The following is a 14,170-nucleotide window of genomic DNA, read 5'->3' on the forward strand; positions in this document are numbered from 1 at the left end:
CGGCAGGAATGATCGGAACCATGCCCAAACCACCCCGCCCCCGTCCCCAGCCCGGCAAGGGCGTCCCCCGGTTCAAGGCGGCGGGCCGCCGCCCTCCCGGCAGGCCCGCTCCCGAGCTGACGGACCGCCCGGAACGGCCCGAACCGCCGCAGGAGAAGCTGCTTCGGATCACCGGCCTTCCGGCGGTTTCCGCGCTGTTCCAGCGCAACGGCCGGCTGGTCGAGCGCCTGTTCTTCGACGAGCGGAACGCCGGGGCGGTCGCCGCCTTCTGCCGCGACCTCGCGAAGGCGCGCAAACCCTACCGGCAAGTCGATACCGACGAGCTGGCGCGGGTCGCGGGAACCGTCCTGCACGGCGGCGTCGTGGCGGTGACCCGGCCCCGGCCCGTGCCTGCGTTCGATCCGGCCGAAGCCTCCCGCTGGGCCGCGGAGGGCAAGCCGCTGCTGCTGCTGGACGGCATCGGCAACCCGCACAACCTGGGCGCCATCGTGCGGACGGCGGCCTTCTTCGGGCTGGAACGGATCGTCATATCCGACCATCCCGCGCAGGCCGGCCCATCGGAAGCGAGCTATCGGGTCGCCGAGGGCGGCATGGAGCATGTCAGGCTCTACCGCGCGACCGGATTCGCGCGGGTGCTGAGGCAGCTGGCGTCCAGCTACCGGGTGCTGGGAACCGCGCTGGGACGCGGGGAGCCGCTGGACCAGCCCGCCGACCGCCGGCCCACGGCCATCGTGCTCGGCAACGAGGAGGACGGACTGGGGCGAGAAACCCTGGACGCCTGCGAGGGAGTCGTGACCCTGGCGGGATCGGGCCGGGTCCAGTCGCTCAACGTCGCGGCCACCGCGGCGATCCTGATCCACGAACTGACCAGGGCGCGACCCTCCGGCCGCCAAGCCGGACTGGCGTCCGGCGCCCGGGCGCGCTAGAAGGGACGCCACGCCGGGCGACCGGCGCATCCGACCGTGCGAGATACCTCCATCCAGAAGGCCTTGTCCAAGACGCCCATGACCGTCACCCGTTCGCTCCTGTTCAATATCGCGTTCTTCACCTGGACGACGGTGTGCTGCTTCGGCCTGCTGTGGATGCTGCTGCTTCCGCGCCGGCAGATGGTGCATGTGGTGGAGTGGTATCTGCGTACCGTCTATTTCCTGGAACGCGCGATCCTGGGGCTCGATTACGAGGTGCGCGGTCTGGAGAACGTCCCGCGGAACGGTTCCTACATTCTGGCGGCCAAGCACCAGTCCGCCTGGGAGACGATGAAGCTCCACCTGCTGATCGACGACCCGGCGATCATCCTGAAGCGCGAGCTGCTGTTCCTTCCGATCTGGGGCTGGTACGCCGCAAAGGCTCGGATGATCGCGGTCGACCGGAGTGCGCGCGGCAGGGCCATCGGGTCGATGATCGAGGGCGCTGCCCGGGTTAAGTCCGAAGGGCGGCCGATCGTCATTTTTCCCCAGGGAACCCGGACGGCCGTCGGACGTTACCTGCCCTACCGGGTCGGAGTCGCGGTGCTCTACAAGGAACTGGACCTGCCCATCGTGCCCATGGCGTTGAATTCCGGCGTCTATTGGGGCCGACGCAGTTTCCGGAAGCGGAGCGGCCGGGTCCTGGTGGAGTTCCTTCCGCCGATCGAGCCGGGACTGGGACGGGACGCGGCGCTGGCGGAACTGGAAACCAGGCTGGAGGCGGCGACCGATCGGCTGGTGGTGGAAGCGGGCGGCCCGCCTACGGAGAAGCCGGCCAAGCAGGTGCCCCAAGGAGCGCCGGCAGCAGTGCCCTGACTTTTTTCACCCTGTGGAAAACTCTGTGGATGTGCGCGTTGGCGTTGCACCGCGAAGAGGCTCGCTTGCAATACCGGCCGATTGTCCGGATTACGGCGAATATAAGAACATAACAGGAACAAGGCCGGCTTGACCAGGGCGGGCAAAGACACCAATTCTCCGGATAAGCCTCAAGAGATCCACGAAAATCCTTGTTGAACAATAAGTTTGACGTTTTCATCGCGGCCAGGAGCGGTGGCGGACGGAGACCAGCATGACATCGGTGGCAGCCATATCCCAGCAAATCTGGGATATGAAATACCGGCTGAAACTGCTTGACGGGCAGCCTGTGGACAAAACGGTCAGCGACACTTGGACGCGCGTGGCCAAAGCCCTGGCCGAGCCTGAAAAAGACCCCGCCGCGTGGGTCACCCGATTCGCCGAGGCGCTGGCCGACTACCAGTTCCTCCCCGCCGGTAGGATCCTCGCGGGTGCCGGCACCGGACGCAACGTCACCCTGTTCAACTGCTTCGTCATGGGCCGGATCCCGGACGACATGGGCGGCATCTTCGCCCACCTGCGGGAAGCGGCCCTGACCATGCAACAGGGCGGCGGCATCGGATACGACTTCTCCACGCTCCGCCCCAAGGGTGCCGCGGTGCTGGGCGTGGGGGCCGACGCCTCCGGCCCGCTGTCCTTCATGGACGTGTGGGACGCCATGTGCCGCACGATCATGAGCGCCGGACACCGGCGCGGCGCCATGATGGCGACCCTGCGATGCGACCACCCGGATATCGAAGCCTTCGTCGAGGCGAAGCGCGAAGCCGGGCGCCTGCGGATGTTCAACCTGTCGGTCCTGGTGACCGACGCCTTCATGACGGCGGTCCGTCAGGACGACGCGTGGCCGCTCACCTTCAACGGTACCGTCTTCAAGACCCTGCAGGCTCGCGACCTGTGGGACCGCATCATGCGGGCGACCTACGCCTATGCCGAACCGGGCGTCATCTTCATCGACCGGATCAACCAGCACAATAATCTGTGGTACGTTGAGGATATCTCTGCAACCAACCCATGCGGGGAGCAGCCATTGCCCCCCTACGGCGCCTGCCTGCTGGGGTCGATAAACCTCGCGGCGCTGGTGCGGAAGCCGTTCACCGAACAGGCGCATCTGGATATGGACCGTCTGGCGGAATTGGTGCCCTTGGCCGTCCGCATGATGGACAATGTGGTCGATGTCTCCCGCTTCCCGCTGCCCGAGCAGCTGGCGGAGGCGAAGGCGAAGCGGCGGATCGGGCTGGGCGTCACGGGATTGGCCGATGCCCTGATCCTGTGCCGGGCGCGCTACGGCAGCGAGCAGGCGGTCGCCCTGACGGAGCAGTGGCTGGCGGCCCTGCGCCGGCACGCCTATCTGGCCTCGACCCGGCTTGCCGCCGAGAAGGGCAGCTTTCCGCTGTTCGACGCGGAGAAGTTCCTGGCGGGCGCCAACGCGCTGACGCTCGACGCGGACGTACGCGACGCCATCGCGGCGTACGGCCTGCGCAACGCGCTGCTGACCTCGATCGCGCCGACCGGCACGATCTCGCTGTTCGCCGACAACATCTCGTCCGGGATCGAGCCCGTATTCGCCTACAGCTACGACCGGAACGTGCTGATGCCCGACGGCTCGCGCCGTCAGGAGGAAGTCTCCGACCATGCCTACCGGCTGTTCCGCCAGACTTTCGGGGAGCAGGTTCCCCTGCCCGACTACTTCGTCGACGTGGAAGCGCTCAGCCCGGCCGACCATGTGGTGATGCAGGCGGTCGCCCAGAAATACATCGACAGCAGCATTTCCAAGACGATCAACTGCCCCGAGGACCTGTCGTTCGAGTCGTTCAAGGACGTCTATGTCCACGCCTTCGAACTTGGCTGCAAGGGCTGCACGACATACCGCCCCAACGAGGTGACCGGTTCGGTGCTGTCGGTGAAGAAGGCGGAGGAGAAAGCCAAGGCTCCGCCTGCTCCGCCCCCCACCCCGGCTCCGGTGCAGGATGCGGGCGCCGTGGTCTACATGACCCAGCCGCTCGACCGGCCGGACGTGCTTCCCGGGCAGACCTACAAGGTCCGCTGGCCGGAGAGCGACCATGCCCTCTACATCACCCTGAACGACATCATCCAGGATGGGCGCCGGAGGCCGTTCGAGGTCTTCATAAACTCCAAGAACATGGAGCACTATGCCTGGACCGTGGCGCTGACGCGCATGATCAGCGCGGTGTTCCGGCGCGGCGGCGACATCGCCTTCGTGGTGGAGGAGCTGAAAGCGGTGTTCGACCCGCGGGGCGGCCAATGGATGAACGGCCGCTACGTTCCCTCGCTGCTGGCTGCCATCGGCGAAGTGATCGAGCGGCACATGATCGGGATCGGCTTCCTGCCCGAACACGGCGAGACCGATGGAGACGCCGGATCGGCGGAACCGGCGCGCCGGGCGGTCGGGGCGCCGGGCGGACGCCTGCGCCAGTGCCCGCAATGCGGCCAGCCCGGACTGATCCGCCAGGAAGGCTGCGACCAATGCCCGAACTGCGGCTACTCGAAATGCTCTTGAGGGAGCCCTGATCGAGCTGCCCTCCCACCAGTTCCTCGACCCGGAAGCCCTGCGCGGATCCTTTCCGCCGGCGGGATCGGACGCATCGCCGCATCGACCGCGGGTTCAGGGAAGAAAGGCGCGGAGAAGCGCTTGCGGCCGTCGCCCAGCATGCGATGGCCAGCACGCGATGGTCGGTCGCGACGAAGCGCCCGCCGGTCCAGTGCCGGGGAGCCCCGCCGAAGTTCAGCACGAACGAGTTCGCCAGCGGGCGTCTCCGTTCCTCCGGCAGGCCGAAGAAGCGGAACAGTCGGGCGAGGCGTCGATCACCGGGATTTCACCGAATGCATGCAGCACCTCCGCCTCCCCGATCCAGGGGGGTTATTCCCGCGCCGACTCCTGCGGCTCCAGCCAGCCGTCCACCAGGGCCCGGTTCTCGGCGATCCACGCCCTGGCTCCCTCTTCGGGCGAGTTGGCCTCGTTGACTTCCGCCATCAGGGAGCCCAGGCTGTCGTCGTCCATGCTCCAGGCGTTCAGCCAGCCGAGGACCTCCGGGTAGTCCTCGGCGAATCCCTTCCGCGACATGAAATGGATGTCGTCGGTCGCGCCGTAGGCGTTCCGGGGGTCCTGAAGGTACTTGAGGTCGTATTTGGCGAAGACCCAGTGGGGGCTCCACAGCGTCACGACCACCGGATTCTCCTGGCGGTATGCCCGGTCCAGCGCGCTGATCATGGCCACCTCGGACGAGGTCACCAGGTTGTAGTCCAGCCCATAGGTCTTGATCGCCTGCTCCGTCATGGCCATCAGGGAGGAGCCGGCCTCGATGCCGACGATCCCGTCGGAAGAGCGGCCGTTGCCGAAGGTGGCGGCCCGGTCCTTGAGATCCTCTATGCTGCCGATTTCCATGTAGGCCGGCACGGCAAGGCCCAAGCGCGCGCCGTGATACCAGGACTCGTGCAGATCGATCCTGTCCTTGAACCGGTCGTAATAGGCGGCGTCGGTCGTCGGCATCCAGATCTCGAGCGCCACGTCGATCGCGTCGGTGGAAAGCCCGGTGTAGAGGATCGCCTTCTCCACCGTCTTCAGCTCGACCTCGTAGCCCTTCTCCCCCAGCACCTGCTGCCACATGTGGCTGACGGCAATCGCCTCCGCCCAATTGTTGAGACCGATCCGGATGGGTTCCTTCGCGAATGCGCCCGCCGCACCCAAAAAGGTGACGAGAAAGGCTCCCAGGATCGGGAAAAGTTGGAGGCGCTTCATAATGCTGTTCCTTTCGCGTGATGACTCCCGTGCCGCCCCTGTGTATTTCGGAATCTCTCCCGTTGTTCCCGCCCTGTCTTTATCGAAATCGATTTTCCTTTAGTTTCCCACGCCCGGCGGTCGATACAAGGCTATCGGCCCGTCAAGCCGGCGCCGCGGGCCGGCACGAGAACGGACCGGTCCATACGCCGGAACCGCAATGGATCATGCCGGCCGGACCCGGCGGGATCAGCGCTCGAAGGATCGCCAGGCCTGTTCCGCGATCGCTTCGGCGACCCTCGCCTGGTCATCGAGCAGCGGCATCTCTCCCGGTGAACTGTCGAAGCCTTCGGCCCAGACATAGCGTGCCGTCCGCGTCTCCATCATGCGGGCGTTGACGCGGACTCGGCCGTCCACGACGCGGACGCTGCCCTCCAGGATGAAGTCGGGCGACGGCGCGGCAGGGACATGCCGGGCGTCCACCACCAGCAGATGGGGGTTTCCCGTCAGGGTCCGCTTCAGTTCGTCCTGCAGGCCCGACGCCATGTCGGCCCCCAACTCGTCCAGCGGAACGAAGGCGTTGACCTGGACGGTCCGCACGGGGCTGCCGTCACCCCCGGTGTCGCCGCCGAGCAGGGCCAGCAGGCTCATGGCGAGGATCGTGCCGCCAAGCGCCACCCGCCGCCTGCCGGAAGCTTGCGGCGGCCCCCGCTCCGCCGCGGGCGGGGCGGCGCGGACGAAGACGGGGACGTAGGATCCTTTCGGCAGCTCGATCCTGACGGCGCAGGCGCTGCCGTCGGTGAGGTAATAGTGCTCCAGCCGCCGGCGCAGTTGCCCGGCTTCGATGCGGACGACGGGATCGGCCTGGGGATCGAAACTCTCGTCCCGCCCCAGCACGGACACGGCGATCGCATAGGCCTTGATGCGGTCGGTGCGGCCGGCCAGCGTTTCCTCCACCACGTAGCGCAGGAAGTTCCTGCACCGGGTCGCCCGCCGGAATGCCTCGGTGGCGCAGATGGCGTCGAGGTGGTCGAGGATCTCCCTGTCGGTGGGCTTCCCCGTCGACGCCACGGCCCCCTCCGTTATGCGATGCGCCGGAACAGATCCGGGTAGTCGACGACGAGGCCGTCGCGGTCCACCTCGATATCGCGCGCGAAGTCGCCGTCCAGGGATTCGTAGCGGTACAGCCGGCCAGGCTCCAGGCAGGTGTAGCGCTGGCGGCTGGCGGTCACGGACATGTCGGGAGGCGACACATAGGCGGCCAGGATGTCGGCGCTTTCGCCGGCGCGCAGCCCGAGCCGGCGGATCGGCAGCGTGTTGGTGAAGGGCGTGACGGCGAGATCCACATCGATCGCCCCCTGGAGAAGGCCGAGCGGCGTGCCGGTGGCCATCGTCCAGGTCCCTGCCCCGTCACCCGCTATGTGCAGCGACCGGGCGGAGCCGATCAACCGCACCTCCAGCGTCCTGACTCGCCACGCGGCATCGCAGGAGATGCGGTAGGTGAGCGCGAACCGTTCCCCAAGGTCCGAAGCGGCGATGACCGACGCCTCCGCGACGATGCCTTGCGGCGCTTCCTGGACCACCAGATGCTCCAGCCCGGTCCCTGCCCAATCCCGCCAACGCGCGACGACGGTCCGCCCGTTGCTCATGCCTGCTCCTTCATGTGCTTCGCGCCCTCGAACGAGTCCCGGACCGCCTCGACCGCGGCGAACCCGACGGCGCGGCTGGCGGCGTTCGGATCGTCGACGCGGACGACAACGCCCCGGCCGACAAGGTCGATGCCGTTCTCGTTGAAGGCCTTGATGATCCTCTGATAGGCCTCGCGTCGGATGGTGAACTGCTCTCCGGGCTTGGCGATGTATTTGACGCCGATGATCACGGCGTCATCCTCGACCCGGCGGACGCCCTGGGATTTCAGCGGCTCGATGAAGCTGGGCCCCATCTCCGGGTCTTCGGACAGTTCGGCGCCGATCCGCTTGACCAGCTTCTTGACCAGACCCAGGTCGGTTTCGGGCGGCACGCGGAACTCCAGCCGCATCAGCGCCCAGTCCCGGGTGTAGTTGGTCAGGGCCTTGATCTGGCCGAACGGCAGCGTGTGGACCGCGCCCCGATGATGGCGCAGCTTGAGGGAGCGGAGGGAGATGTTCTCCACGGTGCCCCGGAGCTGGCCGACCTCGACATAGTCGCCGATATGAAAGGCGTCCTCCAGCAGGAAGAAGATGCCGGACAGGATGTCGGCGATGGTCGACTGCGCGCCCAACCCGATCGCGATGCCGACCACCCCGGCGCCCGCCAGCAGCGGCCCGATGGCGATCCCCAGGGAGGACAGCACGATCATCACGACGACGGCCACCAGCGCGACCTGGAGGAACTTGCGGACCAGCGGCAGCAGGGTCGCCATCCGCTGGGCGGTCCGGCGGTCGCGTTCGTTCTGGGACGCGATAAGGCGGTCGAAGCTTCGGATCAGCAACGCCCAGCCGACATAGCCGAGCAGCAGCACCACGCCGGCGTCGAAAAGCAGCCGCAACGCTATACCCAGCGGGCCGGTCTGCCGTTCCGCGTCGAACCCCCAGATGAAGGCCGTCGCGACCACCGACAGCACCAGCAGGGCAGCCCAGACGGCGCGCATCAGCCGCACCGTGATCGCGGACGCGTGGCCGTCGCCGGCTTCCTCCGCGGCGTGGAAACGGGCGATCGGGCGGTGGAGCAGAAGGGCGACCACCGGAACCGCGACCGCCAGGGCGAAGCTGGCGAGCAGGCGGAAGCCCGTCCCGGGCTCCAGCCGCAGCGCCGCCGCCGCGAGCGTCAGCCAGAGGCCGGCAAGATAGACGGTCGCCAGCACCAGACCGGTGCCGATGCCGCGGCTGGCCGAAAGGTCGAGATCCAGGAAACCGCCGATCATCGCGGCGATGTCCCGACGCCGGCTCCAGAGCTGGACCGCCAGGTACAGGAACGGCAGGGTGCTGACCGGCAGCACAAGGGCGATCAGCGGGTCATAGGCCATGCCCAGGGCGTTCAGCAGGTCGAACAGGCCGAGCAGCGCGGCACTGAGGACGGCGACCCACACGCCGGACCGGTAGATCGCCGTCGCGGCCCTCTCCCCCACCGGCAGGAGCCTCCGGTCCGCCTGTCCGGGCGCGCAGAGGGCCCGGAAGATCAGGTCGGCGACCAGCACCGTCAGGGCAGCCTGGAGCGCCGCGAGGAAAATCGCGGGTGCCGCGGGATGCGTCGGGCGCAGGATCGCATAGGCCAGCAGAAGGCCGGTGACGAACCCTGCGATCCGCAGCAGGTCGCGAGCCGCGCTCCGCACCACGCTGTCCGGAGCCGCGGGAAGCAGCCGGGCCAGCGCGGCCCAGACGACGGTGCCGGCCGCGAACAGGAACGCCAGCGACGCCGCCAGGCGCCACGGCCGGATTGCGGCGTCGCGCCCGTTCGGCCGTTCGAAGGCATCGACCAGGGCCGCCGGTATCCGGGGGTAGGACCTGACCACGGCGTCCAGGCGCTCCGCATGGAACGCCAGGGGATTGGCGGGCCGGGCGGCCGCACTGCGGCTTCGGGTCTCGCTCAGCAGCCTGTCGCGCAGGGCGGCCCGGACCTGTTCGCCATCCATGACGGCAAGCAGGGCGTCCGCCTGCTCCGGCGTCAGCCCGTCGGGAAAAGCCTGCATCACCGCGTCGATGCCGGCACCGGATGCCGGCGCGGCCGGCTGGGCGGATGCGACGCCGGGACCGGACCCGGCACCCAGCAGGAGCACCAGGAGGATCAGCCGGACGAACACCGTCATGATGTCAACGCGGGGCGAATTTCCAGGTCCCGTCCGCGATGCGGCAGACCGGCAGCACGTACACCACGCTCCGCTTGCCGAGGTCGCTGTTGAGCCGGGCGTCGCGGCAGGGCATCCCGCCCCGCTCGTAGCTCCGGATCATGGTGATGGTCCCGCCATGCCCGGTCTGCGGGTTGGACCAGGGCCTGGACTCGCCATCGGGGGCGTTGCGCAGCATGTCGGCCCCGACGCTCATGATGATCTTGGTATCGTCGCCCTGGTAATGCGCCTCGCCCAGGCGGCTGCCGAACAGCAGTTGGGCTTCCACCGCCTGGAACGGAAGAAGCATCGCCGCAGCCAGCGCCATCAAACCCGCTCTTCTCAAGGCCGTTCCTCCCTGAAAACGCCATTCTGGCCGAAGACGGAAAGCAATGCGCCGCAGGGGCCCAATGACAGATCCATATCCAGCCTATGCCTATAAGGATCCGCGTAGGTCGTTCATTTCAAGCCCAAGTTACCGCCCAAAAGCATTACAACCCTTGTGAACAGCGGACCGAAAGGAACGGAAGACTAAGGTTTGTCGAACCAAGGCAAAAGCCGTCCAGCAGGTGGGGAGACGATCATGGGCTCTCGCCAGAACCGGCACCTCCAGTTACCGGAAGAAGTTGCCGTACTTTCTCCTCCCCTGTGCCCTTCGCAGGTCCGACAGCAGCTGGAACGCATCTGCGCCTCGGAAGAGTTTCAGCGCTCCCTGAGGAGCCGGCGCTTCCTGACCTACATCGTCGAGGAGACGATTGCCGGCCGCGGGTCACGCATCAAGGCGTATTGCGTGGCGACCTCGGCCCTCGACCGGGACGAGACCTTCGATCCCCAGGCCGATCCGCTGGTACGGATCGAGGCGGGCCAACTCCGCCGCCGGCTGGAACGATACTATCTCACCCAGGGAGCCGAAGACCCGGTGCTGATAGATCTGCCCAAAGGCGGCTACATTCCGGTATTCAACCCCAGGCCGGCACTCAACCCCAGCTCCGTGTTCAACCCCGGGACTCCCAGGGTGCCGGGTGCTTCCCGAGCCACGGAGCACCTCCCGGCCGGCGTTTCGGGAACCCTTGCGCTGGCGGCGCTCTCCGCCGTCGGACTTCTCGGCGCGGCATACGTCGTCCATGATCCGGGCATGGTCGCTTCCGCCATGGGCGTCCCGGCGATCCGGGGAATCCAGGTTCTGCCCTTCACGCCGGCCGAGGATCCCCGAAGCGCCGAGGTAGCCGCCGGAATGGCTGACGAGATCACCCAGGAGCTCACCCGTCGCCGCGATCTTGCCGTGCTCGGTCCCCGGGGACCCGGCACGGGCAAGCCGTCCCGTCCCGATGCGATCCTGACCGGCACGGTGCGGACCGGCTCGGGCGTGGTGCGCGTGACCGCCAGCCTGGTGAGCGCCAGGAACGGCACATACATCTGGACGAAGGCGTACGACAGGCCTTCGGCAGGGCCCGTACTGGCCTTACAGAGCGCTGTCGCCGCGGAAATCGGCGCCGGGCTCGATGTGCGGGCGCAAGGGCAGCGAGATTGATCGCCTGCGGAATCCTTCAATCGGGCCAAAGGATTGAACGGGTAAACTACGGTAAGTTACGTTCCCGCGGTGCTCTCCGCCTCTAGTGTCGCGCGACAAGAACAAGCGCTGGTCAGCCGCGCTCAACGAACGGCCCGGCGGACGACCCGCTGGACGACCAGCCCGCCCCGGCCCGGTTCAGGAGGGATCAATGTCGCAGTTTCGGCGGACTTCCGCAGAGTTTCTCGGTACATTCTGGTTGGTTTTCGGCGGATGCGGGAGCGCCGTGCTGGCCGCCGCGTTTCCCGAGGTGGGCATCGGTCTGCTCGGCGTCTCGCTGGCGTTCGGCCTGACCGTCCTGACGATGGCCTACTCGATCGGCCATATCAGCGGGTGCCATCTCAACCCCGCGGTGACCGTCGGCCTGTGGGCCGCCAGACGGTTCCCGGCCAAGGACATCCTGCCCTACATCGTCGCCCAGATCGCCGGCGCGATCGTCGCGGCGATCGCCCTGTACGTGATAGCCAGCGGCAAGGCCGACTTCAATCTGGCGGTGAACGGCCTGGCCGCGAACGGCTTCGGCGCGGCTTCCCCAGGCGGCTATACCCTGGCATCGGGAATGCTGATCGAGATCATCCTGACCTTCGGCTTCCTGGTCGTGATCCTCGGTTCCACCGACACCCGGGCTCCGGCCGGCTTCGCGCCGCTCGCGATCGGATTGGCACTGACCCTGATACACCTGATCAGCATCCCGGTCACCAACACCAGCGTCAACCCGGCGCGGAGCACCGGCCCGGCACTGATCATGGGAGGCGTGGCCCTGCAGCAGCTCTGGCTCTTCTGGGTGGCACCGCTGATCGGCGGCGTCCTGGGCGGCATCGCCTACCGCATGCTGTCGGCCGAGGAGACGGCCGCGAAGCCTGCCATCACCGGCGAGCCGGCGCGCTGAGGCACGGGCGGCAAGCCCGAAGGGGGCGGAGACGTTCCGCCCCCTTCCAGCAGCGCGGTCAAGGACTGGAAACCAGCTTCAGGCCGACGATGCCGGTGACGATCAGGGTGACGCAGCCCAGCCGCAAGGCGCTAGCCGGTTCTCCATGGATCACGATGCCGGCGATCACGGTTCCCACGGTACCGATGCCGGTCCAGATCGCGTAGGCCGTCCCGAGGGGAAGGGTACGCAGCGCGAGACCGAGCAGGCCGAGGCTGACCACCATGCTGCCCGCCGTCAGCAGCGACGGGACGAGACGGGTGAAGCCGGCCGTCTGCTTCAGGCCGAGGGCCCAACCGATTTCGAAGATGCCGGCGAGAAGCAACATAACCCAAGCCATCACAGACCTCCCGAGTCCGTGGCTGGGTCGTCCCGGCCTTGATCAATGGAAACCGCGGGGTCGTCCCCGCGACCGGACATTTGGTCATCCGGGACGGAGGATCAAGCCCCGGCAGCCCAAGGTCATGGCTGCTCCGCTCCCCTTTGCATCAGCTGCCGCACGTCGACCAGGAGCCGTTCCAGCCCCCGATCCGCCACGCCCAGCTCGCGCAGGTGGCCCACTGTGTTCGCCAGGTAGTCCAGGTTCGGGCCGCGCTCGCCGATCCCTTGCCGGATATGCCGAACCACGTCGGACACGCACATGTCGCCGCAGTATTGCCGGTGGCTCCGGTCGGCGACGAAAGTGCAGGCGGTGACGTTGCCGCCCCTGGTCCGGACCCGGAGCAGCTTGGGGTGATAGACCCCGCTGACCATTTCCCGATCCCACAGATAGTCCAGCGTCCTGTCCACATGGGCCGCCTCGACCCTGAAGACCATGCCGCGGCAGGAGCCGCCGCGATCCAGTCCCAGCACGAGGCCGGGCCGGTCGGGCGTGCCGCGGTAACGGTGGGAATAGACGCAGAACCGGCGGTGATACCCCCGCAGCAGCGCCAGCCGGCGCTCCGCGAAGGGAAATTCCGGGTTCCACATCAGCGAGCCGTAGCCGAACACCCACAGGTCGGTATCGGGCGGAACCTTGATCTTGGGAAACGTCCTGGCCGTCGAGGGAGCGAAGACCATGAGCGGTTCGCCGGTGCAGGCGGCGGGCTCCGGCAGGGCGGGATCCTGGGTCTCGGAGGCGTCCTCCGCGACCGTATCGCGGAATGAATCTTCGGCAGACATGATCGTCAGATAGTGTCTCCTCGGCGTCTATGCCACGATATCACACATCAAGGCGCCCCTCGACCTCCAACGGCACAACCCGCTATAAGGCAGTCGCACAACCGCTCAAGGCCTCTCCTCATGCGCGCCAAGCCGTTCGTTTCGCTGATCGTCCTGTTCGGCATCGCCGCCGCCGGCTATACGGCCTGGTGGTTCTATCTCGCCGGGCGGGTGCGCGACGGCATCACCGACTGGATCGCCCAGCAACGCGCGGAGGCGGCGCTGATCGAGTACGGGGACCTGGAGATCTCGGGCTTTCCCCTGTCCCTCACGGCGAGCGCCGCCGACGTCTCGATCCAGCGCGCGGATGGCCTCCGATGGCGCGGACCGGCGGTCATCGCCAGCGCCCGCCCCTGGTATCCGCTCGACATCGGCGTCAACCTGCCGGGCAGCCACCAGGCCGGCCTGGTCCAAGCGGGCGGCGAGCCGGCGCTGGGCATCGACGCTCCCGCCGGGGCGAAAGGAAACGTCCGACTGGATCTGTCCGGCGCGATCCGCCGGATGACGGTCGACCTCGGGCGGTCGACGGTGACGCTGCCCGACGGTCAGCAGGCGAGCCTCGGCCGCGCGGAGGTGACCGCGGCGCTCCCGGAAACGCCGCCTGCCGACCACACCGCGACGGCGCTGTCGATCGACGCCCGCCTGAGCGGGGTCCGGCCGCCGCCCTCGGTCAAGGCCCCGCTGAAGGGAGACATCGAGACGGTGGCGGTGACCGCCCGGATCAAGGGAGCCTTGCCCGACCGCCTCGGCCGGCCCGCCATCGCCGCCTGGAGCGAGAGCGGCGGCACGATCGACATCGATTCGCTGACGCTGAATTGGGGACCGCTCCGCATAGCCGGCCAGGGAACGCTGGCGTTCGACCGCGACCTCCAGCCGATCGGGGCGATCAGCGCGGCGGTTGAGGGCGTGAACCCGACCATGGACAGCCTCGCCACCGCCGGGATCGTCCGGCCGGGCGACGCCGCCATGGCGAAGATGGCCCTTACCCTGCTCTCCCGCCGGACGACGGCCGACAACCAGCCGATCGTCGAGGCCTCGCTGACGGCCCAGGATGGCTGGCTCTATTTCGGCCCGATCCGCCTGCTGAGGATCCCCCGCGTCGCGTGGGAGTGAG

Annotated in this window: 13 protein-coding genes; 6 read left to right on the plus strand and 7 right to left on the minus strand. The window is 67.8% G+C overall.

The window, feature by feature from the left end; translation table 11 throughout:
- Positions 1–20: 20 nt before the first annotated feature.
- From JL101_RS15500 to JL101_RS15510, 3 genes are all read left to right on the plus strand, one after another.
- A complete protein-coding gene (locus JL101_RS15500) occupies positions 21–926 on the plus strand; it encodes a TrmH family RNA methyltransferase (RefSeq protein ID WP_203100546.1) in 906 nt (301 codons plus the stop codon).
- A 36-nt stretch (positions 927–962) separates the two neighbouring features.
- Positions 963–1,781: a lysophospholipid acyltransferase family protein gene (locus tag JL101_RS15505; RefSeq protein ID WP_323374664.1), complete on the plus strand. Its 819-nt coding sequence runs from the start codon at positions 963–965 to the stop codon at positions 1,779–1,781.
- A gap of 253 nt (positions 1,782–2,034) precedes the next feature.
- The gene (locus tag JL101_RS15510; protein ID WP_203100548.1) at positions 2,035–4,338 is read left to right on the plus strand and encodes an adenosylcobalamin-dependent ribonucleoside-diphosphate reductase; all 2,304 of its coding nucleotides are present in this window, start codon (positions 2,035–2,037) and stop codon (positions 4,336–4,338) included.
- Between the two features lie 360 nt (positions 4,339–4,698).
- Here the strand turns inward: JL101_RS15510 and JL101_RS15515 are convergent, their stop codons facing one another.
- From JL101_RS15515 to JL101_RS15535, 5 genes are all read right to left on the minus strand, one after another.
- The gene (locus tag JL101_RS15515; RefSeq protein WP_203100550.1) at positions 4,699–5,577 is read right to left on the minus strand and encodes a glycine betaine ABC transporter substrate-binding protein; all 879 of its coding nucleotides are present in this window, start codon (positions 5,575–5,577) and stop codon (positions 4,699–4,701) included.
- A gap of 228 nt (positions 5,578–5,805) precedes the next feature.
- Entirely contained in the window at positions 5,806–6,627 is an 822-nt protein-coding gene (locus tag JL101_RS15520) for a hypothetical protein (RefSeq protein WP_203100552.1), read from the minus strand.
- 11 nt (positions 6,628–6,638) lie between these two features.
- Complete coding sequence (locus tag JL101_RS15525) at positions 6,639–7,205, minus strand: putative glycolipid-binding domain-containing protein (protein WP_203100554.1); 567 nt, start codon at positions 7,203–7,205, stop codon at positions 6,639–6,641.
- Entirely contained in the window at positions 7,202–9,340 is a 2,139-nt protein-coding gene (locus tag JL101_RS15530) for a mechanosensitive ion channel family protein (protein ID WP_203100556.1), read from the minus strand. Before JL101_RS15530 ends, JL101_RS15525 begins: the two co-directional genes overlap by 4 nt.
- Before the next feature lie 4 nt (positions 9,341–9,344).
- Positions 9,345–9,686, minus strand: coding sequence for an RT0821/Lpp0805 family surface protein (locus tag JL101_RS15535; RefSeq protein ID WP_203100558.1), 342 nt, complete (start codon positions 9,684–9,686; stop codon positions 9,345–9,347).
- 255 nt (positions 9,687–9,941) lie between these two features.
- Here JL101_RS15535 and JL101_RS15540 point away from each other — a divergent pair, with 255 nt between their 5' ends.
- Together JL101_RS15540 and aqpZ are read left to right on the plus strand one after the other, a co-directional pair.
- Positions 9,942–10,889, plus strand: a complete 948-nt coding sequence (locus JL101_RS15540) for a hypothetical protein (protein ID WP_203100560.1) — start codon at positions 9,942–9,944, stop codon at positions 10,887–10,889.
- Between the two features lie 190 nt (positions 10,890–11,079).
- Entirely contained in the window at positions 11,080–11,817 is a 738-nt protein-coding gene (gene aqpZ, locus JL101_RS15545) for an aquaporin Z (protein WP_203100562.1), read from the plus strand.
- A gap of 58 nt (positions 11,818–11,875) precedes the next feature.
- Here aqpZ and sugE read toward each other — a convergent pair whose 3' ends face one another.
- Together sugE and JL101_RS15555 are read right to left on the minus strand one after the other, a co-directional pair.
- Positions 11,876–12,196, minus strand: a complete 321-nt coding sequence (sugE, locus tag JL101_RS15550; RefSeq protein ID WP_203100565.1) for a quaternary ammonium compound efflux SMR transporter SugE — start codon at positions 12,194–12,196, stop codon at positions 11,876–11,878.
- 122 nt (positions 12,197–12,318) lie between these two features.
- Positions 12,319–13,017, minus strand: coding sequence for a gamma-glutamylcyclotransferase (locus JL101_RS15555; protein WP_228434858.1), 699 nt, complete (start codon positions 13,015–13,017; stop codon positions 12,319–12,321).
- A gap of 120 nt (positions 13,018–13,137) precedes the next feature.
- Here JL101_RS15555 and JL101_RS15560 point away from each other — a divergent pair, with 120 nt between their 5' ends.
- The gene (locus tag JL101_RS15560; RefSeq protein ID WP_203100567.1) at positions 13,138–14,169 is read left to right on the plus strand and encodes a DUF2125 domain-containing protein; all 1,032 of its coding nucleotides are present in this window, start codon (positions 13,138–13,140) and stop codon (positions 14,167–14,169) included.
- The last annotated feature ends 1 nt before the right edge of the window (position 14,170 follow it).

It is taken from the genome of Skermanella rosea (assembly GCF_016806835.2).
GTDB classification, from domain to species: domain Bacteria; phylum Pseudomonadota; class Alphaproteobacteria; order Azospirillales; family Azospirillaceae; genus Skermanella; species Skermanella rosea.